Annotated in this window: 24 protein-coding genes; 14 read left to right on the plus strand and 10 right to left on the minus strand. The window is 64.1% G+C overall.

Annotated features, from left to right (window positions below; translation table 11 throughout):
• Positions 1-5: 5 nt before the first annotated feature.
• The gene (locus V6766_RS10375) at positions 6-899 is read right to left on the minus strand and encodes a LysR family transcriptional regulator (protein ID WP_448466136.1); all 894 of its coding nucleotides are present in this window, start codon (positions 897-899) and stop codon (positions 6-8) included.
• A 104-nt stretch (positions 900-1,003) separates the two neighbouring features.
• Here V6766_RS10375 and V6766_RS10380 point away from each other — a divergent pair, with 104 nt between their 5' ends.
• A complete protein-coding gene (locus V6766_RS10380) occupies positions 1,004-1,732 on the plus strand; it encodes an SDR family oxidoreductase (protein ID WP_448466138.1) in 729 nt (242 codons plus the stop codon).
• Between the two features lie 14 nt (positions 1,733-1,746).
• Complete coding sequence (locus V6766_RS10385) at positions 1,747-1,959, plus strand: tautomerase family protein (RefSeq protein ID WP_448466140.1); 213 nt, start codon at positions 1,747-1,749, stop codon at positions 1,957-1,959.
• Here the strand turns inward: V6766_RS10385 and V6766_RS10390 are convergent.
• Positions 1,950-2,858 (minus strand): LysR substrate-binding domain-containing protein, encoded by a 909-nt coding sequence (locus V6766_RS10390; RefSeq protein ID WP_448466142.1) that lies wholly within the window; start codon positions 2,856-2,858, stop codon positions 1,950-1,952. The genes V6766_RS10385 and V6766_RS10390 overlap by 10 nt on opposite strands.
• A gap of 103 nt (positions 2,859-2,961) precedes the next feature.
• On the opposite strand from V6766_RS10390, the gene V6766_RS10395 reads away from it, so the two are divergent.
• The 7 genes from V6766_RS10395 to cydX all read left to right on the plus strand — a co-directional run bounded on the left by V6766_RS10395 (position 2,962) and on the right by cydX (position 10,973).
• Positions 2,962-3,588 carry an NADPH-dependent F420 reductase gene (locus V6766_RS10395; RefSeq protein ID WP_448466144.1) on the plus strand — a complete coding sequence of 209 codons (627 nt, stop codon included), beginning with the start codon at positions 2,962-2,964 and terminating at the stop codon, positions 3,586-3,588.
• A 310-nt stretch (positions 3,589-3,898) separates the two neighbouring features.
• Entirely contained in the window at positions 3,899-4,474 is a 576-nt protein-coding gene (locus tag V6766_RS10400) for a GbsR/MarR family transcriptional regulator (RefSeq protein ID WP_448466146.1), read from the plus strand.
• Positions 4,474-6,249 (plus strand): thiol reductant ABC exporter subunit CydD, encoded by a 1,776-nt coding sequence (gene cydD / locus V6766_RS10405; RefSeq protein ID WP_448466424.1) that lies wholly within the window; start codon positions 4,474-4,476, stop codon positions 6,247-6,249. Before V6766_RS10400 ends, cydD begins: the two co-directional genes overlap by 1 nt.
• A complete protein-coding gene (gene cydC / locus V6766_RS10410) occupies positions 6,246-7,958 on the plus strand; it encodes a thiol reductant ABC exporter subunit CydC (RefSeq protein ID WP_448466148.1) in 1,713 nt (570 codons plus the stop codon). Before cydD ends, cydC begins: the two co-directional genes overlap by 4 nt.
• Before the next feature lie 84 nt (positions 7,959-8,042).
• Positions 8,043-9,635 carry a cytochrome ubiquinol oxidase subunit I gene (locus V6766_RS10415; RefSeq protein WP_448466150.1) on the plus strand — a complete coding sequence of 531 codons (1,593 nt, stop codon included), beginning with the start codon at positions 8,043-8,045 and terminating at the stop codon, positions 9,633-9,635.
• 6 nt (positions 9,636-9,641) lie between these two features.
• Positions 9,642-10,796, plus strand: a complete 1,155-nt coding sequence (gene cydB / locus V6766_RS10420) for a cytochrome d ubiquinol oxidase subunit II (protein WP_448466152.1) — start codon at positions 9,642-9,644, stop codon at positions 10,794-10,796.
• A 51-nt stretch (positions 10,797-10,847) separates the two neighbouring features.
• On the plus strand, positions 10,848-10,973 hold the full coding sequence (gene cydX / locus V6766_RS10425) for a cytochrome bd-I oxidase subunit CydX (protein ID WP_018065131.1): 126 nt from the start codon (positions 10,848-10,850) through the stop codon (positions 10,971-10,973).
• A 254-nt stretch (positions 10,974-11,227) separates the two neighbouring features.
• On the opposite strand, the gene hisS is transcribed toward cydX, so the two are convergent.
• Positions 11,228-12,769, minus strand: coding sequence for a histidine--tRNA ligase (gene hisS, locus V6766_RS10430; protein ID WP_448466154.1), 1,542 nt, complete (start codon positions 12,767-12,769; stop codon positions 11,228-11,230).
• 128 nt (positions 12,770-12,897) lie between these two features.
• Here hisS and V6766_RS10435 point away from each other — a divergent pair, with 128 nt between their 5' ends.
• Positions 12,898-13,356: a hypothetical protein gene (locus V6766_RS10435; RefSeq protein ID WP_448466156.1), complete on the plus strand. Its 459-nt coding sequence runs from the start codon at positions 12,898-12,900 to the stop codon at positions 13,354-13,356.
• Here V6766_RS10435 and V6766_RS10440 read toward each other — a convergent pair.
• On the minus strand, positions 13,302-14,237 hold the full coding sequence (locus tag V6766_RS10440) for a LysR substrate-binding domain-containing protein (protein ID WP_448466426.1): 936 nt from the start codon (positions 14,235-14,237) through the stop codon (positions 13,302-13,304). The two genes, V6766_RS10435 and V6766_RS10440, sit on opposite strands and share 55 nt — an antisense overlap.
• A gap of 102 nt (positions 14,238-14,339) precedes the next feature.
• On the opposite strand from V6766_RS10440, the gene V6766_RS10445 reads away from it, so the two are divergent.
• Positions 14,340-15,383, plus strand: coding sequence for a YeiH family protein (locus tag V6766_RS10445; RefSeq protein WP_448466158.1), 1,044 nt, complete (start codon positions 14,340-14,342; stop codon positions 15,381-15,383).
• On the opposite strand, the gene V6766_RS10450 is transcribed toward V6766_RS10445, so the two are convergent.
• Complete coding sequence (locus V6766_RS10450) at positions 15,384-16,025, minus strand: DNA-3-methyladenine glycosylase I (protein WP_448466160.1); 642 nt, start codon at positions 16,023-16,025, stop codon at positions 15,384-15,386.
• 161 nt (positions 16,026-16,186) lie between these two features.
• On the opposite strand from V6766_RS10450, the gene V6766_RS10455 reads away from it, so the two are divergent.
• Entirely contained in the window at positions 16,187-16,852 is a 666-nt protein-coding gene (locus V6766_RS10455) for an outer membrane protein (RefSeq protein ID WP_448466162.1), read from the plus strand.
• A gap of 6 nt (positions 16,853-16,858) precedes the next feature.
• On the opposite strand, the gene V6766_RS10460 is transcribed toward V6766_RS10455, so the two are convergent.
• Both V6766_RS10460 and V6766_RS10465 read right to left on the minus strand, forming a co-directional pair.
• Complete coding sequence (locus V6766_RS10460) at positions 16,859-18,091, minus strand: hypothetical protein (protein WP_448466164.1); 1,233 nt, start codon at positions 18,089-18,091, stop codon at positions 16,859-16,861.
• 88 nt (positions 18,092-18,179) lie between these two features.
• A complete protein-coding gene (locus tag V6766_RS10465) occupies positions 18,180-19,070 on the minus strand; it encodes a LysR substrate-binding domain-containing protein (protein WP_448466166.1) in 891 nt (296 codons plus the stop codon).
• Between the two features lie 93 nt (positions 19,071-19,163).
• On the opposite strand from V6766_RS10465, the gene katA reads away from it, so the two are divergent.
• Positions 19,164-20,660: a catalase KatA gene (gene katA / locus V6766_RS10470; protein ID WP_448466168.1), complete on the plus strand. Its 1,497-nt coding sequence runs from the start codon at positions 19,164-19,166 to the stop codon at positions 20,658-20,660.
• A gap of 54 nt (positions 20,661-20,714) precedes the next feature.
• Here katA and V6766_RS10475 read toward each other — a convergent pair whose 3' ends face one another.
• Positions 20,715-21,629 carry an AraC family transcriptional regulator gene (locus tag V6766_RS10475; RefSeq protein WP_448466170.1) on the minus strand — a complete coding sequence of 305 codons (915 nt, stop codon included), beginning with the start codon at positions 21,627-21,629 and terminating at the stop codon, positions 20,715-20,717.
• 167 nt (positions 21,630-21,796) lie between these two features.
• Here V6766_RS10475 and V6766_RS10480 point away from each other — a divergent pair, with 167 nt between their 5' ends.
• Complete coding sequence (locus V6766_RS10480) at positions 21,797-22,567, plus strand: SDR family oxidoreductase (RefSeq protein WP_448466172.1); 771 nt, start codon at positions 21,797-21,799, stop codon at positions 22,565-22,567.
• A gap of 15 nt (positions 22,568-22,582) precedes the next feature.
• Here V6766_RS10480 and V6766_RS10485 read toward each other — a convergent pair whose 3' ends face one another.
• Both V6766_RS10485 and V6766_RS10490 read right to left on the minus strand, forming a co-directional pair.
• On the minus strand, positions 22,583-22,942 hold the full coding sequence (locus V6766_RS10485; RefSeq protein WP_448431647.1) for an ArsR/SmtB family transcription factor: 360 nt from the start codon (positions 22,940-22,942) through the stop codon (positions 22,583-22,585).
• Entirely contained in the window at positions 22,939-23,946 is a 1,008-nt protein-coding gene (locus V6766_RS10490) for a cation diffusion facilitator family transporter (protein WP_448466174.1), read from the minus strand. Before V6766_RS10490 ends, V6766_RS10485 begins: the two co-directional genes overlap by 4 nt.
• Between the last annotated feature and the right edge of the window lie 559 nt (positions 23,947-24,505).

The following is a 24,505-nucleotide window of genomic DNA, read 5'->3' on the forward strand; positions in this document are numbered from 1 at the left end:
GCCGGTCAGACCTCTCCGCCCGCGAAGATCGTCTGCACCCATTCGAGAAACACCCGCAATCGCGGCGCGGTGTGGCGGTTCTGGGGATAGAGCGCGGTGAGCGGGGTCGGCGGCGGCGGGAAATCCGGCAGCACCTCGACCATCTCGCCTTCCGACAGCGCCTCGGCAAAATGATAGCGCGGGGCCTGCACCAGCCCGAACCCAGCCCGCGCCAGCGCATTGGCCGTGCCGGAATCATTGGCGGTCACCCGGGTCTTCAGCGTCACATAACGGGTGCGGCCGTTCTCGATCAGTTCGAGCGGCATCACCTCTCCGGTGCGCGACGAAATGAAACCGACGGCGATATGGCCGGCAAGATCATCCGGCGTTTCCGGCACGCCGTGTCGCGCAAGATAGGCCGGGCTCGCCACCGTGACCTCGCGGAGCGCGCCGAGCCGGCGGGCGATCAACCCGCTATCCTCCAGTTCGCCGGCCCGGATGACGCAGTCATAGCCCTCGCGCACCAGATCGACATAGCGGTCGCCCTGCCCGAAATGGATTCTGAGATCGGGATAGCGTGACAGAAATGCGGGCAGGCCGGGCAGCAGGAAGTTTCGGGTCAGATGCGGATGGGCATCGATGCGCAGCAGCCCGTCCGGATTGCCGGCCCTGAACGCGCCCTCGGCCTCCTCGACATCGGCAAGGATCGCAACGCAGCGCCGATAATAATCCTCGCCGTCGAGCGTCGCCGCGACATGGCGGGTGGTGCGGTCGAGAAGCCGGACGCCGAGATCGGCCTCCAGCCCCTTGATCGCTTCCGTCGCGGTCGAGCGCGCAAGGCCGAGATCAAGCGCTGCGGCGGAGAAGCTGCCGCGCTCGACGACGCGGGTGAACAAGCGCATGCGGTCAAATCTGTCCATTCACATTGTTCACCACAGGCGAATTATGTTGTCAATTTCCCGGTGATTGTTTCGCACATGCCAGAGCATATCTTTGGCTGAGTTCAACGAACATGGAGTGCATCATGACCAGAACAGCCATCATCACCGGCGCCTCGCGCGGCATCGGCGCGGAGATCGCAAAACGGCTCGCCGCCGACGGCATCGATATCGTGGTCAACTACGCGTCGAACGCTGCCGCCGCGGAAGAGGTGGTTGCTTCGATCAGGGAAAAAGGCGGCAAGGCCATCGCGGTCAAGGCCGATATCGGCAGCGACGACGGCATGGCGGTACTGTTCGATGCCGCCGAAGCCGAGTTCGGCAAGGCCGACATTCTCGTCAACAATGGCGGCATGCTTTCGCTCGCGCCGCTCGCGACGGTCACCGACGAGGATTTTGAACGCCAGGTCGCCGTCAATTTCGGCGGCACGTTCCGCGGCCTGCGCGAAGCGGCGAACCGGCTTGCCGATGGCGGGCGGATCGTCAACTTCTCGACCAGCGTCGTCGGCACGAAACTTCCCGCCTATGGCGTTTATGCCGCCACCAAGGCCGCCGTCGAAACCATGACCCATATCGCCGCCAAGGAACTGGCCGCGCGCGGGATCACCGTCAATGCGATCGCCCCCGGACCGGTGGCGACCGAGCTGTTTCTCGGCGGCAAGAGCAAGGAACTGGTCGCCAACATCACCCGGACAATTCCGGCCGGCCGGCTGGGCGAGCCCGACGATATCGCAGGCGTGGTCGCCTTTCTCGTCGACGACGAGGCCCGCTTCATCAACGGTCAGGTGCTGCGCGTCAATGGCGGCATGATCTGACAAGGAGAACCGACATGCCATTCGTCAACATCAAGACCCCCGAGGCGGCGCTGACCCGCGCGCAGAAGGAAGACATCATCCACCGCGTCACGGATATGCTGGCCGAGTATTTCACCGAGGCCGCGCGGCCCCACACCATGGTGCTGATCGAGGAGGTCCGCGACGGCGGCTACGGCCGCGCCGACGAGGTCTACGTCACGCCCGAGGCCTGGCGCGCTCAAGGATAGCCCTCGGGCCGGGGCGGAAACGCCTCGGCCAGCCCCTCCACGAACCGCATGATCTTGGCGCTCGGCTTGCCGCGCATCGGATAGAGCGCGTGCATGGGGCGCGGCGGGGTGCGATACTCGGCCAGAAGGCGCACCAGGCGGCCGGCCCTCAACTCCTCCCGCAGGATGATATCCGAGCCAAGCGCCACCCCATGGCCCTCGATAGCGGCCCGCAACAGCACCATCCAGTCATTGGCGTAAAGCCGCCCGCTGACCTGAATTTCACGCTCCCGACCGTCCTCTGTAAACAGCCAGCGGCACGGCGTGTGCCCTGCACGCTGGCCGAAGATCAGGCATTCGTGCCGGGTGAGATCCTGCGGGATTTGCGGCGCGCCGTGACGGGCGAGATAGGCAGGCGCGGCGCAGACCACCAGTTCATAGGATGCGAGCGGGACGGAGGCCAGCCCCGCGCCTTCCGTGCCGCCAACCCGGATGGTGACGTCGAAGCCCTCCTCCAGCGGATCGACGAACCGGTCCTCAAGCGTGACCTCGACCTGCACGTCCGGATATTTATCAAGAAACCGGGTGACGAAGGGCGCGAGCGCCAGCGCGCCGAAGGTTTTCGGCGCGTTGACCTTCAGCAGGCCCTTGGGGTGGCGGTGCATCTCGGAGGCCAGCCCCTCCGCCGCCTCGGCCTCCGAAAGGATCAACCGGCAGCGCTCGTAAAAGGCGCGCCCGATATCGGTAATGTTCTGGCGGCGGGTGGTGCGGTGAAGAAGCGTCGCGCCCACCCTGTCCTCCAGAAACACGATATGCTTGGAGACCATCTGCGGTGAGATGCCGAGCGCATCCGCGGCGGCGGCAAACGAGCCGAGATCAACCGCCTTGACATAGACGGCCATGCTGGTGAGCCGGTCCATGATTATCCCCTTCTGGTTGGGAGAGACTGCAAAACTTCGATATTTAAGTTCATATGGTGGAGGTTTATGCCGGGACATCACAGTGTGACAAGGAGAAAACGTGATGAAGATCGGAATTATCGGCGCGGGCTTTGTCGGCCGCTCGGTGGCGCAGAAGGCGGTTGAGGCCGGCCATGAGGTGATGCTCAGCAATTCACGCGGACCGCAGAGCCTTTTCAGCATGAAGAGCGCCCTCGGCTGCGCCGTCGGGACGGTGGACGAGGCGATCGCCTTCGGCGAGGTGATCGTGCTCGCGATCCCCCTGGCGGCCTATGGCGCGCTGCCACCGGAAGGTTTCCGGGGCAAGATCGTGATCGACGCCATCAACTACTATCACGAGCGCGACGGCCATATCGAAGCGCTGGACCGGGGCGAGACCACCACCAGCGAGATGATCGCCGCCCATCTGCCCGGCGCCCGCATCGTCAAGGCCTTCAACGCTATTCGGATGATCGATCTTGATGTTGCGGGCCGGCCAAAGGGTGCTGCCGATCGCCTCGCCCTGCCACTGGCCGGCGACGATGCGGAGGCGAAGGCGGTGGTCGCCGGCCTCTATCATCAGTTCGGCTTCGACGGTGTCGACGCGGGGTCGCTTTCCGAAGGCTGGCGCTTTGAACGCGACCGTCCGGCCTATTGCAATCTGAAGCCGAAACAGGCGCTCGCCGAAACGCTTTCGGGCACCGTCCGGTAATCTGAAGGATTGGCGCGGGTGGACAGAGCAAAGCCGCCGCCGCAGGCGTACGCCGCACGGCAAAGCCTCACCGGTGTCCCCTTCTCCCCGTGGGGAGAAGGTGGCCGAAGGCCGGATGAGGGTATAGAGCCTCGCATCATGGCAAGCCTTACGGCTGACATACCCGCTTCACCCACATGACATAAATCAATTTCAGACCGCTCCCATTCGGCTACACCGGTGGCAAGAGGTCGGCGGCTTGCTTTCCGTCAAGTATCGGTATACATAATTTTCAGAAATTTCTGAAAATTCAGATAGAGCAGGAATATCGATGCCGTTGTCGCCGGTCGTGCAGGATTTCGTGGCCCATTTCGGAGAGATGGGAAGCCGCTGGGGCATTAACCGCTCGGTCGGCCAGATTTACGCCCTGCTCTACGCCACGCGCGAGCCGCTCTGCGCCGACGACATGGTGGAAGCGCTGAAGATGTCGCGCTCGAACGTGGCCATGGGGCTGAAGGAATTGCAGGGCTGGGGGCTGGTTCTGCTGCGCCACAAGCCCGGAGACCGGCGGGATTATTTCACCACGCCGGAGGATGTCTGGGCAATTCTGAGGACGCTCGCCGAAGAGCGAAAGAAGCGCGAGATCGACCCGACGCTGACCATGCTGCGCGAGGTGTTGATGCGCGAGCCGGAAAACGACGAAGAGCGCTATGCGCAGGAAAGACTGGGCGAAATGCACGCGCTGATTGAAAAACTCTCCGACTGGTACGATGATGTGAAGGCGATGGAGACCGACCGGCTTCTGATGCTTCTCGGCATGGGCTCGGCCGTCACCAAACTGCTGGAGACCGCAGACAGGCTCCCCGGCTTCGGCCGGAAGGCCGCAAAAGACAGCAAGGTTTCATGATGGACGCGCTTGTCGAAAAAAACAGGGACGAAGACGCCGCCCCCGATCGGAGCGCCGCCCAGGACACTGGCCGGGCCGCGTCGCCACAAGGCGCGGCACCGGGGCCCGCCCGCCAGAAATCCCGCGCGCCGAAAACCCGGGCGCTGAAGCTTGCCGCCTGGCTTTCCACCCTTGCCGAGCTGATGTGGCTGCCGCAAGCGGCCTGCCTTGCCTATGGCATCGGCCAGGTGGCGACGGGCGATGGCGTCGCCGCGATCTGGCCGCTGGCCGCCGCCGTGCTGGCGCTCGGCCTTGCCAAGGCACTCCTGGAGCGGACCGGCAACCGCATGGCCTATCGCGAGGCCCGCAAGATCCTCTCGCAAAAGCGCGCGGTCGCGGTCGCGGCGCTCGCACGCCGGTCGCCGCTCGATACCGGCCGGGCCGCCTCGGGCGAGGCCGCCAGCATTCTCGCCGAGCAGGCCGAACATATCGTGCCCTATCTCGCCCGCTTCCAGACCGCCCGCTTCAAGGCGAGCGTGGTGCCGCTTGCCATTCTCGCCGTGGTGCTCCCCTATTCCTGGATCGCGGCGCTGGTGCTTCTGATCGCCGCCCCGCTGATCCCGATCTTCATGGCGCTGATCGGCTGGAGCGCGCAATCGGCAAGCGAAAAGCACCTCGCCGACATGGGCACGCTCAACGCCTTCCTGCTCGACCGGCTGCGCGGGTTGCAGACCATCCGCTCCTTCGATGCCGTCGAGCAGGTCTCGCGCCGGCTCAGGCTTCGGGCCGAAAACCTGCGCCGGCGCACCATGGCGGTGCTGAAGATCGCGTTCTTGACATCCGCCGTGCTGGAGCTGTTTTCCGCCCTCGGCGTCGCCATGGCTGCGGCCTATATCGGCTTTCATTTGCTCGGCCAGATCGGCTTCGGTGCCTGGGGCGGCAAGCTGACGCTGTCGGAGGGCCTGTTCATCCTGCTGCTGGCGCCGGCCTTCTTCGACCCTCTCAGAATGCTGTCTTCAGTCTGGCACGACCGCGCGGCCGGTGAGGCGGCGCTTTCCGCCCTCGACAGCCTTGCCGAGGACGGGCTTGCCATGGTCGGTGGCGCGACAGCCGATGCCGCGCCGGCCACGGCCCGTCCGGCAAGCGTGGAACTGCGCGATCTCGGCTTCGTTCATCAGGGCTCGAAAGACCCGGTCTTCGATGGCTTCGACCTGACAGTCCGACCCGGCGAACATGTCGCCCTGCTCGGCCCGTCGGGCAGCGGCAAGTCGACGCTGCTCGCCCTCATCGCCGGACTTGCCAAGGCCCGTCATGGCCGCATCGTCATCGATGACGTGACGTTTGGCGACGGCACCGCCGACAGGCTGCGCCAGAGGATCGCCTGGATCGGACAGGATCCGCACCTTTTCGCCGGTTCGATCGCCTCAAATATCCGCCTTACCCGCGAAGATGTAACCCGCGACGATATCGCCGGCGCGCTGAAGCTTGCCGCGCTCGACACCGTCGCCGAGGCCCATGGCAATGCGATGATCGGCGAAAACGGTGCCGGGCTTTCCGGTGGCGAGGGGTTGCGGCTGACGCTGGCGCGCGCCGCCGCAACCAGGGGCGCGGGCCTCATCCTTGCCGACGAGCCGACCGCCCATCTCGATCACCACACCGCCGCCGAAATCACCGAAGCGCTTCTGACGCTTGCCACCGGCCGCACACTGATCGTGGCGACCCACGATCCGGTGCTGGCCGCAAGGATGGACCGCGTCGTCCATCTTGCCGAGGATTTCAGGGAGAACCGGTCATGAAACAGACCGCGAGAAAAACGGGCTTTGCAGCCCTCGGCCCGATCATCCGCCTGTTCTGGCGCGAACGGCGCGGCGGACTTGTCGCGGGTGCAGCCCTTTCCGCCTTTACCGTGCTTGCCGGCATCGCGCTTCTGGGCGTCTCCGGCTGGTTCGTAACGGCAACCGCGATTGCAGGGCTAAGCATGGCGACGGCGCTTGCCTTCGACGTATTCGCACCCTCGGCCGCGATCCGCTTCCTGGCGCTGTCGCGCACCGCGGGCCGCTATTTCGAACGGTTGCAGACCCATGACGCGACGCTACGCGTGCTTGCCGGCCTGCGCGTCAATCTGTTCCGCGGCTTTGCGGCGCCGGGTGCTGCCCGCGCGCTGGCGCTCCGCCCGGCGCGCCTGCTGTTCCGGCTCACCGCCGATGTCGACGCGCTCGATTCGCTTTATCTGCGGGTGCTGGTGCCAGGCGCGGTTGCCGTCATCGCCGGGCTTGCCGCCATCATCGCGCTCGGCATTCTGTCATGGCCGCTGGCGCTTGCCGTCGGTGCGGCGATCGTGCTGCCGGGCCTTGCCCTTCCCGCCCTTGCCGCACGCGCGGCCGAAAAGCCCGCCCGCCGCCGGGCGCATGCGCAGGAGGCGCTGCGCGCCCGCGCCGTGGACATGGTTGCCGGCCAGAGCGAACTGGCGCTTGCCGGGCGGCTCGATGCCCAGCGCGCACGGGTGGAAAACGCCGACAGCAGGGAATATGCCGCCGATCTGGCGCTGAACCGGATCGACAGCAATACCGGTTTCGGCTTCGACATGGTGACGGCGCTGATTCTCGCCGGCGTGCTGCTTGCAGGCGCCGCCCTTGCCGAGGCCGGACAGATCACCGCGCCGCTTGCGGCCCTTGCGCTCCTCATCGCCTTTGCAGCACTTGAGCCGTTCGCAGCGCTCCGGCGCGGGGCGATGGAGCTTGGCCGCACGCTGCTTGCCGCGCGCAGGCTGGCGCCCCGGCTGGCGGATGCGCCCGCAGCCCGCACCGTTCACGCCGCGCCGGACGCCGGCATCGCGGTGGCGCTCGAAAATGTCGGTCTGCGCTATCCCGGACGCGGCGGCGCCGCGCTTTCCGGCCTGACGCTGACGATCGCCGAGGGCGAAAGGGTGGCGCTGGTCGGCGCGAGCGGGGCCGGAAAATCCTCGATCATGGCGCTGATCGCCGGCGAAGTCGCGCCGGACGCCGGCAGCATCGCGGCCCTGCCGGCCACGCTGTTGACCCAGCGCACCGAGCTGTTCCAGGATACGCTGCGCGCCAACCTGAAACTCGCCTTCCCCGCCGCCGGTGACGAAAGGCTGATGGAGGCGCTCGATGCCGCTGGCCTCGGCGACACCGTGCGGGCGCTGCCCCACGGCCTTGATACCGAGCTCGGCGAACAGGGCCTCGGGCTTTCAGGCGGACAGGCCCGGCGGCTGGCGCTCGCCCGGCTTGTGCTGCGCGATACGCCGGTATGGCTGCTCGACGAGCCGAGCGAGGGTCTCGACGGCAAGACAGCCCGCGACGTCATGACAAAGATCAAAGCGCGCGCGGGAAAACACCGTAGTTTGCTGATCGCGACCCATATCCGCCGGGAGGCAGAAATTGCCGATCGACTGATCATGATCAATTCGGGGCGGATCATTTCCGCCTACAGAAGAGGCGAGCCCGGCTTTGCCGGAGCGCTTGCCGCACTGAGACCGGACTGAAACCCGGCCTCCAACAATAATGCGGCTGCCGGTCAAACGGCGGCCGATGAAACTGAGACCCGGTTTGAACGCGGGAGAGACGCAATGGAACTGGACATCGTGGCGCTATCGCGCCTGCAATTCGCTATGACGGCGCTCTATCACTTTCTGTTTGTGCCGTTGACGCTGGGCCTTTCCATGATCGTTGCGATCATGGAAACGACCTACGTCATGACTGGCCGCAAAATATGGCGGCAAATGACAAAATTCTGGGGCGTGCTGTTCGGCATCAACTTTGCCATCGGCGTTTCCACCGGCATCGTGATGGAATTCCAGTTCGGCATGAACTGGAGCTATTACAGCCATTATGTCGGCGACATCTTCGGCGCGCCTCTGGCGATCGAAGGGCTGATGGCCTTCTTCCTGGAAGCCACATTCGTCGGCCTGTTCTTCTTCGGCTGGGATCGCATGTCGCGGGTCGCGCACCTGATCATCACCTGGTGCGTCGCCATCGGCTCGAACCTGTCGGCGCTGTGGATCCTGATCGCCAATGGCTGGATGCAGAACCCTGTCGGCTCGGCCCTCAACCCGGCCACGATGCGCATGGAGGTCACCAACTTCTTCGAGGTGCTGACCAATCCGGTCGCGCAGGCAAAGTTCGTGCACACGGTTTCGGCCGGCTACGTCACGGCCTCGGTCTTCGTGCTCGGCGTCGGCGCATGGTATGTGCTGAAGGGCCGCCATGTGGAGCTTGCCAAGCGTTCGATGACGGTTGCCTGTTCCTTCGGTCTGGCCGCTGCCCTTTCGGTGGTCGTGCTGGGCGATGAAAGCGGGTATCTGACCACAGAACACCAGAAGATGAAGCTCGCCGCGATCGAATCGATGTGGGAAACGGAACCGGCGCCTGCCTCGTTCACCCTGTTCGGCATTCCCGACACGGAAAACCGCGAGACCCATTACGCGGTAAAGATTCCGTGGGTCATGGGCCTGATCGGTACCCGCTCGCTCGATACCCCGATCGAGGGCATCAACGAGCTGGTCGAAAACGGCAAGACCAAGATCGAAAACGGCATCCAGGCCTATGGCGCGTTGCAGAACATGCGCGCGAATATGGGCACCGGCACGCCGGACCCGGCCGACCAGGCGGTGATGGAAGAATACGGCAACGACCTCGGTTACGCCTATCTCCTGAAACCGTTCGTTGATAACCCGGCAGACGCAACGCCCGCCCAGATCGAACAGGCCGCAAACAGCCTGGTTCCCCCGGTCGGTCCGCTGTTCTGGTCGTTCCGCATCATGGTCGGCGCCGGCTTCCTGTTCATCGCCGTCATGGGTGTGTTCTTCTACCTGTCGACCCGTCGCCGGCTGGACAGCCACCGCTGGCTGCTGCACCTCGCGGTCTGGATCATTCCGCTGCCGTGGATTGCCGCCGAATGCGGTTGGATCGTCGCGGAACTCGGCCGCCAGCCGTGGATCATCGAGGGCATATTGCCAACGGCGCTTGCCGTCTCGAGCCTCGGCGCCAGCACGGTGCTGCTCACGATCATCGGCTTTGTCGGAATCTATACGGTGCTGTTCATCGTCGAAATGGGCCTGATGCTCGCCGCGATCCGCAAGGGACCGCAGCCGGACAACGGACCCGACATGCCGGTTCTCGGCGCTCGCCGGGTTCAGGGCACCATGGCACCTGCGGAGTAAAACATCATGGTACTGCACGATCTTATCTCATACGAAGTCCTCCGCGTGATCTGGTGGTTGCTGCTCGGCGTTCTGCTGATCGGCTTCGCCATCATGGACGGCTTCGATCTCGGAACCGCCACCCTGCTTCCCTTCATCGCCAAGAACGACAACGAGCGCCGCGTCGTGATCAACACGGTCGGCCCGGTCTGGGAAGGCAATCAGGTCTGGCTCATTCTCGGCGGCGGCGCGATCTTCGCGGCGTGGCCGGCCATCTACGCCGTATCGTTCTCGGGCTTCTATCTGGCGATGTTCGCGATCCTGTTCGCGCTCATCCTGCGCCCGGTCGGCTTCAAGTATCGCTCCAAGCGCGAAAGCGCCACATGGCGCAATACCTGGGACTGGCTGCTGTTCATCGGCGGCTTCGTGCCGACGCTGATTTTCGGCGTGGCGCTCGGCAACGTTTTGCAGGGCGTTCCCTTCCGCCTCGATGACGACCTTCGCATCTTCTACGACGGTTCGTTCTTCGGCCTTCTGAACCCCTTCGCGCTTCTGGCCGGTCTGGTCTGCGTTGCCATGCTGGTCATGCACGGCGCGGCCTATCTTTCGACCAAGACCGAAGGTCCGGTCAACGACCGCGCCCGCAGCTTCGGGGCGATCGCGGCGGTTGCGCTGATCGTGCTGTTCGCGCTTGCCGGCGTCTGGCTCTATTACGGCATTGACGGCTACGCCTTTACCGGCGCTGTCGATGCGGCAGGCCCGTCGAACCCGCTGATGAACGATGTGGCTCGCGAGCAGGGCGCATGGTTCGCCAATTACGGCCGTTATCCATGGATGATGCTGGCGCCCGCGCTCGGCTTCCTCGGCGCGATCGGCGCGTTCATCGGGCTGAAGGGCAACCGCCCGGCGCTTGCCATGCTGTCATCGTCGGCTTCGGTCTTCGGCGTGGTCGCAACGCCCGGCGTCGCGATGTTCCCGTTCATCCTGCCGTCGTCGCAACAGCCTGGCGCCAGCCTGACGGTATGGGATTCGTCGTCGAGCCATCTGACGCTGTTCATCATGCTGGTCTGCGCGCTGATCTTCGTGCCGCTGATCCTCGCCTACACTTCGTGGGTCTACCACATCATGTGGGGCAAGGTGACCAATGCGGACGTGACCAACAAGGACAAGCACGCCTACTGACAAAAGCCGGCGGGCCTTGCGGCCCGCCCCCTTTCACGAAAGGAGAATTCTATGTGGTATTTCGCCTGGATCCTCGGTCTACCGCTCGCCGCGCTCTTCGCGGTGCTGAACGCCATGTGGTACGAACTGATGGACGACCGCGCCCGCGAGCGCGAAAACAAGGGCAGCGGCATCTGAACCGCTTCGCCTGAAGGTTACAAACGGCTCGCAGAAATGCGGGCCGTTTTTTGTTTATGGGGGAATATATGTGCGCTCCGGAGAATGGAGAACTGCAAAACGCAATCGGCGTCACCGCAAAGCCCCCAAGTCTTCTCGCCCCGGAGGGGAGAGAGTATTGGGAGCAAGCGGTACGATCCGATGCCACTCATCTGCCCGGGCTGCTGGCTGCATCGCCCCGGGAAAACTACGCCTCGTGAAACGCGGTACTCGGCTTACGCCCCGCGCTGCCGATCCTCCGCCTGCGCTTCCAGCATCGCGCGGACCTCTTCCACGAGATCGTCTTCCGGCACGGTCTTCTGGGCCACGCGGGCCTCGCGCCATTCGGCGTTGTCCTCGATCTCGCCGGAGAGCCGCTTGCCCTCGATCAGATCCTTGATCTGGACGGTGCCCGCCGCACGCTCGTCGCCGCCCTGGATGATGGCGATGGGGCAGCCGCGGCGGTCGGCATATTTGAGCTGGTTGCCGAATTTCTTCCAGTTGCCCTGATACATCTCGGCGCGGATGCCGGCCTTGCGCAGTTCCTGCGTCATCTTCTGGTAGCGCCCCATCGCCTCGGCATCGCCATCCATGACCGTGACCAGCACCGGCTCGATGATCTCGGAAGCGCCGAGCTTGCCGAGATTCTTCAGCGCCGTCATCAGCCGCGACACGCCGATGGAAAAGCCCGTCGCCGGAACCGGCTGGCCCATGAAGCGCGACACCAGCCCATCATACCGCCCGCCGCCGCCGACCGAGCCGAACACGACCTTCTCGCCCTTTTCATTGGTGACGTCGAAGGTGAGCTCGGCTTCGTAGACGGGACCGGTATAGTATTCGAGGCCGCGGACGATGGAGGGGTCGATACGAATACGATCATTTCCATAACCAGCTGCCTGAACGAGGTCAGAAATAATCTTTAGTTCTAGAAAGCCTTTTTCAAAAAGGTCGTTCACGCCAAACTTCGACAATGCCGCAGTTTTGAAAGTTAGCTCGCTTGTAAAATCAATCAAGCTATCGATTAGCGGAGCTTCTATGAGTTCAACAATGGCATCAATAGCTGTTTTTCCTAGCCCAGCGCCTTGGGTAAAATCACCGCTATCATCCTTCCTGCCCTCGCCGAGCAGCAGAACCATTCCTTCGCGACCAAACTTGTCGTACTTATCCATAGCTCTAAGTACAGTAAGCCTACGACCGGAATTCTCCTCTCCATCGAGACCGACGGCGGCGAGAAGCCCATCCAGCACCTTCCGGTTGTTCACCCGGATCACATAATCCCCGCGCGCAATCCCGAGCGCCTCCATCGTATCCGCCATCATCATGCACATTTCGGCATCGGTCTGGACGCCGGGGGCGCCGACGACGTCCGCGTCGAACTGCATGAACTGGCGGAAGCGGCCGGGGCCGGGCTTTTCGTTGCGGAACACGTAGCCGGCGCGATAGGTGCGGTAGGGAAGCTGGATCTCGTTGAAGTTTTCGGCGACATGGCGGGCGAGCGGGGCCGTCAGATCGTAGCGCAGGCTCATCCACTGGTCGTCATCGTCCTGGAGCGAGAACACGCCCTCGTTCGGGCGGTCGCTGTCCGGCAGGAACTTGCCCAGCGCATCGGTATATTCGAACATCGGCGTTTCCACCGGATCGAAGCCGTAATTCTCGTAGACCGCCTTGATCTTCGCCACCATTTCCTCGGTCGCGCGGATATCGGCGGCGGAGCGGTCGCCAAAGCCGCGCGGCAGGCGGGCCTTCAGCTTCTGCGGTTTCTTCTTCTTGTCGCTCATGGTTGACCTATCCGGAACACAGCTTCATTTTTCCGGCCCTGATTAACGGATCGCCGGAAATCCGGCAAGCGCCAAGGCCGCAACCGGCGCGGCGCGGCGGAACGCGGCGGCGAAAAGGAGGACCGATCGTGATCGCAACCACATCCCTGCCCGAACTCGTCTGTATCGGCCTGATGGTGCGCGGCGCGTGGCACGACCTGCCGAGAGCGGTTCCCGCCGGCTGGGAGCGGCTGTTCGCCGCCGCCCCGGAGGCCGAGAACTTTCTGGAGGTCTCCCGCTGGCAGGGGGACGGGACCTATGCCGAGTTTCTCGGCTTTCTGGCCGCCGGCAAGACCGATATACCGGACGGCCTAGAACGCCATGTGGTTGCGCCCGGGCGCTATCTTCGCCTTCGCCATGACGGGCCGCTTGCGGATATCGCCGGGGGGTTCGCGCGCCTGCACGCCCATGCCGAAGCTGCGGGCATCACGGCCGGCGCCCTGAAACTCGATTTCGGCTACCGGCGCGGCCTGCCCGATACGCCGCACGAGCTTTATCTGGAGATCGCGCCGGAACCGCTGGCCCTTGACGGCAGCGCATCGGGCTGAGCCTCGATGCTGAAGGCCACCAGCGCCGCCGCCGCCTTGCTCAGATGCCGCTCCTTGTGGCTGAGCAACTGGAACGCGCGCGACGGCAGGTCGAATGCGACCCGCTTCAGCCCGCCGGACGCCAGCCACGGAGCTGCGACCGCGCCGGAAACCGCCGTCGCAGCCCGGCCCGAGCGCACCGCCGAAAGCACCGCCTCGTTGGAGGGCAGCACCATCACCAGGTCGAGATCGGAGGCCGCAATGCCGAAGCCGGCCATCGCATGCTCGAACTCGAAGCGCGTGCCGGAGCCCTCCTCGCGCAGCACGAAGCCGGTGGCGGCGACCAGCTCCTCCGCCGTCACCGCCCGGCCATCGGCGAGCGGATGGCCGGGGCCGACCACCACCATCAGCGCATCGTCTGTCAGGTGCCGTTTTCTCAGTCGCGGATTGTCGAGCGTGCCCTCGATATAGCCGAGCTCCGCCTCGCCCTTCGCCACCGCATCGGCCACCGTGGTGGTGTTGCCGATGGCGAGCCTCAGCTCGATGCCGGGATAGCGCGCGTGAAACCGCATCAGCACGTCCGGCAGCCAGTAGCTGGCAATCGTCTGGCTGGCATAGACGGAAAGCTGGCCGCGCTCCAGCCCGCCGAGTTCGCCCAGCACCTGCTCGGCGGAGCGGATGCGGGCAAGCGCCGCGCGCGCCTCTTCCAGAAACACCCTTCCCTCCGCCGTCAGCACCAGCCCCCGGCCAACGCGGTCGAACAGCGCCACCTGATAGAAGGCTTCGAGCTTGCGCAGCGCGCTCGACACCGCCGAAGGCGTCAGGCGCAGCGCCTCGGCCGCCCGGGTCAGGTGTTCGCGCTCGGCCACGGCCACGAACACGACGAGTTGTTCCACTGTCATCATGGAAAAACATTCTCCAAAATCGAATGAAACGTCAATTATTATTCGATGGAACACGACATTTAAGAAGACCATGTATTGCGCAAACGAGGAAAGACCCGCATGCGCATTGCCGTTACCCACAATCCCGACCGCTCCTGGACCGCGCCGATCATGTCGCTTGCGCCGGGCATCATCCTGTCCTGTCTGGTGGCGCTTGCCGCATTCGGGCTGGAGGCGGTGGAAGTGCGGCTTTCCGGCCACCGCTTCATCGAAAATCTGGTGCTGGCGATCCTCATCGGCACGCTGATCCGCTCGCTTGTGTCGCTGTCGGAAGTGTTCAAACCCGGTATCCGCTTCTGCGAGAAATTCATCCTCGAAGTCGCGATTGTGCTGCTCGGCGCGTCGATCAGCGTGCAGGCGCTGAAGGCTGCGGGCCCAGCGCTGGTGCTCGGCATCATCGGCACGGTGGTCGTCGCGATCGCGATCTCCTATGGCATCGGCCGCGCACTCGGGCTCAACAAGAAGCTCGCCATGCTGGTGGCCTGCGGCAACTCGATCTGCGGCAATTCCGCGATCGCGGCCGCCGCCCCGGTGATCGATGCCGAACCGCGCGACATCGCCTCGGCGATCGCGTTCACCGCCGTGCTCGGCGTCATCATGGTGCTGGCGCTGCCGCTGGCGCTTGTCGGCCTTGGCATGAGCGGCGCGCAATATGGCGTGCTCTCCGGCCTCACCGTCTATGCCGTTCCCCAGGTTCTGGCCGCCGCCCAGCCCGGTGGCATGATCGCGGTGCAGACCGGCACACTGGTGAAGCTGATCCGGGTGATGATGCTCGGCCCGGTGCTGTTTGCGCTTGGCATGGCGGCCCGCAGCAGCTCAGGCGGCGCGCAGATCAAGCTCCGGCATATCGCGCCCTGGTTCATCATCGGCTTCGCGCTGATGATGGCGCTGCGCTCGGCCGGCGCCTTTCCCGAAGAATTTATCGAGCCGCTCGCCCACACGTCCAACGCGCTCACCGTGCTGGCGATGGCAGCCCTCGGCCTTTCGGTCGACATCCGCTCGCTTGGCCGCGCCGGCGGCCGGGTGGTCGCCACCGCCGTGCTTTCGATCGCGGCGCTGACGGCGATCGCGCTGACGCTGATCTTCGCATTGCAGATCGGCTGATCAGGATGCGACGGGCCGCTTCAGCGCGGCCCTCAGCCGCTCCACTTCGTCACGGCAGCAGCAGCCTTCGAGGTGGTCGTTGACCAGCCCCATCGCCTGCATGAAGGCATAGACGGTGGTGGGGCCAACGAATTTCCAGCCGCGCTTTTTCAGATCCTTCGAAATCCTCACGGAGACGGGCGTGGTCGGGTTTGCCCTCAGCGTCTGAAGATCGACCACCGCCGGCCGGTCCTCCGGTCCCGGCTCATGCCCCCAGAAATAGGCCGCCAGCGAGCCGAACTCCGCCTCCATCTCGATGGCGCGGGCGGCATTGTTGATCGCCGCCTCGATCTTGCCGCGATGGCGGATGATCCCGGCATCGGCCAGCAGCCGCTCGACATCTGTTTGATCGTAATGCGCGACCTTGTGGAAATCGAAACCGTCGAAGCCGGCGCGAAAATTTTCCCGCTTGCGCAGGATCGTCAGCCAGGAAAGCCCCGACTGAAACCCCTCAAGGCAAAGCTTCTCGAACAGCCGGAAATCATCGGTAACCGGCCGGCCCCATTCCTCATCGTGATAGCGCAGATAATCCGGCAGGTTGCCATGCCAGAAACAACGGTCCCTGCCATCGTCGCCCGTTATCAACCCCGCCGTTTCGCTCACATGTGCCTCCTGATTCTCAATGGAACAAAAAGGAAACATGATTTTGGCGTGACGGCAAGGTCCGAGATAGGACGCTGCTGTCGCGGGCGTGACCATTCATGAAGCCTTAACCAATTTATACTTTGTTATGGTTAACAACATGTCGCTTCCGGGATCCCTCCATGCTTCGCCCCACCGCCTCAGCGGGCCTGCTCCTGCTTGCCGCGTCATTTGCCGCTTCTGCCGATCGCGCGTCAGCCGAAACCGCCTTCTCCGTCTATGGCGGCTATCAGACCGCGCCGCATTCATCGATCGAGATCAATAGCGCTGACGCTTTCACCGCGGGCTGGGAGGGCCGATCGTTCAACTGGCCGGCCTATTGGGGCGCGCGCGCAACCTACTGGCTCGACCGCTACAAGCAGCCCAATCTCGGCATCGCGCTCGATTTCAGCCATGCCAAGGTCTATGCCGATGACGCGACGCTCGCCAAATCGGGCTGGAGCCATTTCGAATTTACCGACGGACTCAATCTGCTGACGCTGAACGCGCTCTACCGCTTTCCGATAAAAGACAGCAAGTGGACGCCCTATGTCGGCCTCGGGGGCGGCATCAACGTGCCCCATGTCGAGGTCACCCGGCCATCGGGCCGCACCTATGGCTATCAGTTCGGCGGCCCGACCGTGCAGGCCCAGGCCGGCGTTTCCTACAGCTTTGCCAGGAACTGGGACGCCTTCGTGGAATACAAGGCGAACTATTCCTGGGTCGACGTCAAGATCGACAGCGGCGACCGGATGAAGACCGGCATCCTCACCAACGCCATCAATGTCGGCATCGGCTTCCGGTTCTGAGATCGCCTAGGCCCGCGGCGGCTCGTCCGGCGGGTCGGTCGGGTCTGGCGTCGCGGCGGCGGGCGGATGCGGCGGCGGGGTTTCGATCACGTCGGCCTTCCGGCGCTCGCGCCGGGCCATCATGCCGTGGCCGCAAAGCGCCGCCATCGCGCCGAAGCCGAGCAGCACGACGACGATGTTCGCGATCCAGCCGAAGAACGGCAGATAGTGCAGCAATGACATCAGCACCAGCCCGCCGGCGATCGCCAGCAGCCGGTTGACGAGGCTGGGCTTCAGCGGCTTGATGCTGGTGACCACCCACCACGACAGCGCGTAGACCGCGAGCAGGTAGGCGAAGGTCCACAGGACCACCGTTGCCAGAATGATGAACGGGATCAGCGGAATGGCGATGATCGTCATCAGCGCCAGCGGCACCGCGCCGAACAGCGTGGAAAGCGCTACGAAGCCATAGCCGAGCGAGGCGAAGGGCCGGGTGATCAGCCGCGCCCTGGCCGTTTCCGTGCGCTGCGGGGCAAGCACGAGGAACACCGTCGCCAGCGCCAGCATGAAGACCAGCATGGAAATGAAGCTCGCGACCACGGTCGTGTCGGAGACGATCTCGGTCTCATCCTCTCCCTCCGCGGCCGCCTCGTGCGTCAGCTTGCGGAAGGTCACCTTGTCGGCGGCGATCACCGTATCCGGAATGGCGACTTCATCCGGCGCATAATAGGTCAACGTGCCCCCGATCGTGGCATCCGGGCCGAAGGCGATATCATCGCCCATGATCCTGACATCGCCGGAAACCGCCGCGTTCAGCATCAGGTCGCCGCTGCCGACGAGCAGGCTGCCCGCGATCGGCGCGTTGATCGCCACCGAACCGCCTGCCAGCCGCGCATTCCCGCTGACAGCAGCGTCGGGGCCGACCTCGATATCCGCGCCGGCGGCCGAAAGATCGCCGGCAACCGTGCCGTCGATCCTTACGGAGAACCCGGCAGCATAGAGGTCGCCGTTGACAGAAGCGTTGGAGCGAACCCTGGCGCCCGCCAGAAGCGCGTCGCGCCCGACCGATCCGTCAATCCGCGCCGTCGCGCCGGCCACGAAAGCATTGCGCGGGCTGTCCTGGTTCAGCACGGTCGTCGTGCCGCTGGCATAGGTATCGCCGCCGAAGACCATGATCTTGTCATCGTCCGCCATCGCGGCGGCGCTGCCAAGCGCCAGAACCGCGAATGCCGTCGCCAGAATGCGTGTTATTGCGCTCATGACCAAAGCCCCTCTCGCCCGTCAGCCGGTATTCTTCGCTGCCGGTACTATCCCGCGTGTGAGGGCTTTCGTAAAGGGCCAATACGCTTCAACCCGCGCGACACGCAAGCACCGCCGCCGACAGTGCCTCCATGCTGTCGCGCCGCCTGTCGGAACGCCGCCAGCAGAGCCCTAGCCGACGCGCGGGCTGAGGCTCGGCAAAGGACAGGATGGTCAGCGGCATGCGCGCGGTCTCCGCCGCCACCGCCATTTCCGGGATCAGCGTCATGCCCATGTCATTCGCCACCATCTGCAAAAGCGTGGTCATCGACGTCGCCCCGACATTCACGACATTGCGTTTCGGCTTCTGTTCGCAAAGCGCCAAGGCCTGGTCGCGCAGGCAATGGCCCTCCTCTAGGAGCAGCAGGCGATCCGCCTCGAGATCGGCCTGGGTCAGCGGCGAGGCGAGCACGGTCTCTTGATTGCGGGCAACCGCCATGAAGAACCGGTCGGCGAAAAGCTCCGTCGTCTGAATGCCATCGCGCTCGATCGGCAGCGCCGCCACCACCGCATCGAGCGTCCCCTCCTCCAGATGGTCGAGAAGCTGGTCGGTGACCGCCTCCTTCAGGGCAACTTCCGCTTCGGGATAGTGACGCTTCAGATAGGGCACGAGTTTCGGGATCAGGTAGGGCGCGACGGTGGGAATGAGGCCGATCGCCACCGGCCCCGACAGCGGCCCCGCGGCCGGACGGGCGGCGTGTTCCAGCGCGGCCATGGCGGACAGCACGCGTGCCGCATGGGCGAGCACCCGCTCGCCCTCGCGCGTCAGCAGCACCTGTTTGCGGGTGCGTTCCACGAGGCGCACGCCGAGCGTCGCCTCCATATCCATGATCTGGGCCGAAAGCGCCGGCTGGCTGATATGCACCGCCTCCGCCGCCCGGCCGAAATGGCGCTCGCGCGCCAGCGCCTCGAAGTAGCGCAATTGCTTGAGTGTAATCATGATAGGAAAAACCTATCGTATTTGCAGGAAATCGCAATTGGAAACTATCACTTGTTCATGAGACCATGCGTGTCAGATACAATGGAGGAAACCATGGCCGATAAACCGACCCTCACAACAACCGCCGGCGCCGCCGTCCCGGACAACCAGAACTCGATCACCGCCGGCCCGCGCGGCGGGGTGATGATCCAGGACTACCAGCTCATTGAAAAGCTGGCGCATCAGAATCGCGAACGCATTCCGGAACGCGTCGTCCATGCCAAGGGCTGGGGCGCGTTCGGCACGCTGAAGATCACCGGCGACATTTCGAAATACACCAAGGCCAAGTGTCTACAGCCGGGCGCGGAAACGCCGATGCTCGCCCGCTTCTCCACCGTCGCCGGCGAACTGGGCGCTGCCGACGCCGAGCGCGACGTGCGCGGCTTCGCGCTGAAATTCTACACCGAGGATGGCAACTGGGATCTCGTCGGCAACAACACGCCCGTGTTCTTCGTCCGCGACCCCTACAAGTTCCCGGATTTCATCCACACGCAGAAGCGCCATCCGCGCACCAATCTGCGCTCGCCGAAGGCGATGTGGGACTTCTGGTCGCTGTCGCCGGAAAGCCTGCACCAGGTGACGATCCTGATGTCCGACCGCGGCATCCCGGTCGATCCGACCTTCATGAACGGCTATGGCTCGCACACCTATTCGCTCTGGAACGATGCCGGCGAGCGCTTCTGGGTCAAGTTCCACTTCAAGACCGAGCAGGGCCACAAGCACTACACCAATGACGAGGCGGAAACGCTGATCGGCAAGAGCCGCGAGACCTATCAGGAAGCCCTGTTCGACAAGGTCGAGACCGGCCAGTATCCGCGCTGGAAGGTGCAGGTGCAGATCATGCCGGAGAGCGATACCGGCAAGACGCCCTACAACCCCTTCGACCTCACCAAGGTCTGGCCGCATGGCGACTATCCGCCGATCGATATTGGTGTGATGGAGCTGAACCGCAACGCCGACAATTACTTCGCCGAGATCGAGCAGGCGGCGTTCTCGCCCTCCAACATCGTTCCCGGCATCTCGCATTCGCCGGACAAGATGCTGCAGGCGCGCATCTTCTCCTATGCCGATGCCCACCGCTACCGCCTCGGCACGCATTATGAGGCGCTGCCGGTCAACGCGCCGAAATGTCCGGTTCATCACTATCACAAGGATGGCCAGATGAATTTCTTCGGCCAGAAAACCGGCGCGACCGACGCCTATTACGAGCCGAACAGCATGGGCGGCGCTGTCGAGGACAAGTCGGCGATGGAGCCGCCGCTCGCGATCGAAGGTGCGATGGCGCGCTACAATCACCGCGAGGGCAATGACGATTTCTCGCAGCCGCGCGCCCTGTTCGAGCTCTTCGACGACGGCCAGAAGTCCCGCCTGTTCGACAACATCGCTGCCGCCATGGGCGGCGTGCCGGGCGAGATCATCGAGCGCCAGCTCGCGCTGTTCAAGCAGGTCCACCCGGACTACGAAGCCGGCGTTCGCGCCGCGCTGAAGGAAGCGCATGGCTACGAGGCCAATGCAATCTCGACACCGGGCACGCAGTCCGCGGCGGAATAGGTCTTCTTTATCGCGACCATGTAGAAGGCCGGCGCCCGTTGCGCCGGCCTTTCGCTATTCCGCCGCCGCCTTGATCTCGGCCCGCGCGAAATGGGCTGGCGCGAGGCCGGTGTGGCGGGTGAAGGCGAGGCTGAAGGCGCTGGACGAGCCATAGCCGACCCGCTCCGCGATGGCGGCCACCGGCAATTGACTGTGCTTGAGCAGGTCCTTTGCAAGGATCATCCGCCAGCGGTAAAGATACTCCATCGGCGGCACGCCCATGGTGCGATTGAAGCGGGCGAAGAAAGACGAACGCGACAGGGCGGCGAGAGCGGCAAGCGCGTCCACCGTCCAGGCGCGGGCGGGGTCGCGATGCATCGCCCGGATCGGCTCGGAGAGCCTCTGGTCGGCGAGACCGCGTAGCAGGCCGGGTGCGGAATCGGAAGCCGCCGTCGACCTTAACGCCTCGATGAACAGCACTTCCAGCAAGCGTTCGAGCACGACATCGCGCGCCGGACGCTTCGACAGCGTTTCGTCGCGCACCAGCCTGGCGAGCGCTGCGAGCCGCTCGTCGCGGCGCACGACCACGGTTTCCGGCAGCAGCGCAACCAGCAGCGCCGCATCGAGCGAGCCGAAGACGCAATGGCCGACGAGATACTGGCAGTCGGCCGGCCCCTCCGTGCGTCCGACCCTGAGCGCGCCATTGCCGAGATGAACCGGCGTCGTCACGATCCCGGGTTCCGGCGCCGCGTCCGCGCTGGTGGTGGTGAAGCCGAAAGAGGACGGCACCAGCACGAAATCGCCCTGGGCGAGCTCCACCTCGTCCCGTCCGTCCGCCTGAAACCGGATCGCGCCCTCCAGCACGAGCGCATAGAAAACCTGGCCGGTCTGGTCCCGGCGAATGCGCCACGGGCCGGCGCCGGTGACCCATTTGGAATAGGGCGCGCGCGGCTGCAGGAATGAGACGATATCGGCGAGCGGATCTGTCAAAACCGGACTTTCAATGATGTGAACGCGATTCCCCATTATGGAGCGTCCGAATGCGGCTGTCTATATTGGCATTGTCGGCACGACGTTTCGTGCCTGTCGTTTTCACCCATTCAGTTCAGCCGGCAGCGGGCGCATCCGCGCCTTTGGTGCCGCGCGAAGGAGTTCCCATGAAAACCGTTCTCATCACCGGCTGCTCGTCCGGCTTCGGCCTTGAAACCGCGAAAACCTTTCTCGATCGCGGCTTCAGGGTGATCGCCACGATGCGTAAACCGGACGCGAGCCTGCTTCCCGCATCCGACACCCTCGAACTGCTGCCGCTCGATGTCACTGATCCCGACAGCATCGCCCGCGTCGTGGAGGCCGCCGGCCCGATCGACATTCTCGTCAACAATGCCGGCGTCGGATGGCTGAACGCGCTGGAAGGCTCGCCGGTCGATGTCATCCGCAAGGTTTTCGAGACCAATACGATCGGCGTGATGGCGCTGACCCAGGCTTTCCTGCCGCAGTTTCGCGCGCGCCGCGCCGGCATGATCGTCAATGTCACCTCCACGGTGACGATCAGCCCGCTTCATCTCTTGTCGGTCTACACGGCCAGCAAGACGGCGGTGAACGCGTTCAGCGAATGCCTGGCGCTCGAACTCGCGCCGTTTAATATCGACGTTCGCCTCGTGCTGCCCGGCCGCGCGCCCGCCACGGATTTCGGCAAGAACGCGGCGGGGCTCTCACCGGAAGGCATGCGCATTCCCGAAGCCTACAAGGAGATTGCCGATGGCGTGTTCAGGCAATGGGCGGAAGCGCCGGCGGATCTCGTAACGCATCCACAGGATGTCGCCGAAGCCGTCTACCGCGCGGCGACCGACCCCTCGACGCCGATGCGCATTCCGGCCGGCGCGGATGCTGAAGCGGACATGGCCAAAAGCCGCCCGGCACTCGCCTAAGCGCAAAGAGCGCCTCTACGGGTCGGGATCATCCATCGCATCATGCTCTCCGGCATGGGCAATCATGTCGGAGACGATGTGTTCGATGTGATGGTCGGCGGCCTCGTAGTACATCTGCCGCGCCTTTCGGGTGCGCCGCACCAGCCGGGCACCCCGCAACAGGCGCAAATGGTGGCTGACCAGCGAGGGCGAGGCCTCCACCTTGCTCGCGATATCGCCGACGGCCACCGGCTCGCTCAGGCAGGCGATCAGGATTTTCAGGCGGGTGGGGTCACCGAGCAGTTTGAAGGTCTCGGCGACGACCGCAATCTGCGCCTGCCTGTCGGCGAGCGTCTCCTCGAAATGCACCGGATCATCGTCCGGACAGACGCTCATGCCGGGGCCTCCAGCGGGCAATCCGCCGGGTGCTGGCCCCAGTTGATCTCGATCGTGGCGTGGCGGATATCGTAGCGCCTTGCCAGCACCGCCTTCACGCGATCGACGGCGGTGGCGGCACTGCCATTTTCCGCAAGGCTGATTTCCATGGTTGCCGCCGGCCGGCCCGAGGTAATCGACCAGACATGAACATGGGCGACATCGCTGACGTCGGCGACTTCATTCAGCACGTAACGGCGCAGTTCCTCGATCTCGATATTGCTCGGCGTTCCCTCCATCAGGATCTGCGCCGCGCTGCGCAACAGCGCCCAGGCAGCCCGCAGAATGAGAACGGACATCAGAACCGACAGGATCGGATCGGCCGGGGTCCAGTTTGTGTAGTAGATGATCACCGCCGCGGTGATCGCGCCGACGGACCCCAGGAGATCGCCGAGAACGTGCAGCAGCGCGCCCTTGATGGTGACATGGTCGCGGTCGCCACGCATCAGCAGCAGGAACACGCCGATATTGACGAACAGCCCCAGTATGGCGACGACCAGCATCGGCCCCGCCAGCACCGGTTCCGGCGTGATCAGGCGTTCGACCGCCTCATAGGCAATCCAGATGGTGAGCAGGAACAATGCCAGCGCGTTGACGAACCCGGCCAGCACCTCGGAGCGCATATAGCCGAAGGTGCGCTTTTCATCGCCGCCCCGGCGACCGAAGCGGAACGAGGCCCAGGCCAGCCCCAGCGCCGCCGTATCCGTCAGCATATGCCCGGCATCGGCGATCAGCGCCAGCGACCCCGACAGCCAGCCGCCGATGAACTCGGCGACCATGAAGCCCGCCGTCAGGCAAAGGCCGATCAGCACCACGCGTTCATTGTTGCGCGACACGGAAGGCGCGTGGCTGTGATGCCCGTCGCCGTGGCTATGCGCGTGATCATGACCGTCATGGTCGTGACCACCATCATGCCGGTGTTCGTGTCCCTGGCCCTTGCCGGGCCCGCCGCCGCTCTCAGACATTTCAAGTCTCCGCTTTATATATATGAACATATAAACATTCATTCATATTTATAGTCAACCCAGACAATTCGCCGGGCAAGGATGAAAGGAGAACGATAGTCGCATGACCGGAGAGCTGGAGTCTCCGCGAAATCGAGAGGAGGCGCTGCGCGATGGCGAGCATCCCGCGACCGGCGCACCCAGCGAAAATCGCAAGTTTTCAAGGGACATGGCATAAGGGCGTACCGCTGTGACCGCCCCTCCGCATTGAAGCTCGGCAAATGAGTGGTGAAGTTTAAATATAAAATAAATTGCGGATATTCGTTTAAATTTACCAGTGATATTGTATAAAACTAAAATCAAGAACAATAATATCGTATTGTACGCGTTTTATACTTACGTGTAACCCGCCAAAACCACTTCTTCGTTGACATTACAGGAAAACGAAGCGGCATCCGCGCGGGACGAATGGAAGGGGAGGCGGCGCAAGACCGATAGATTCGCCGGCGTGATGATTCTCTACGTCCGCCGGCATCGGTCGGAAGCCGCCGCAAAACGTCAGGCGACTCAACCTCGTCAC

The organism is Martelella sp. AMO21009 (assembly GCF_053484295.1).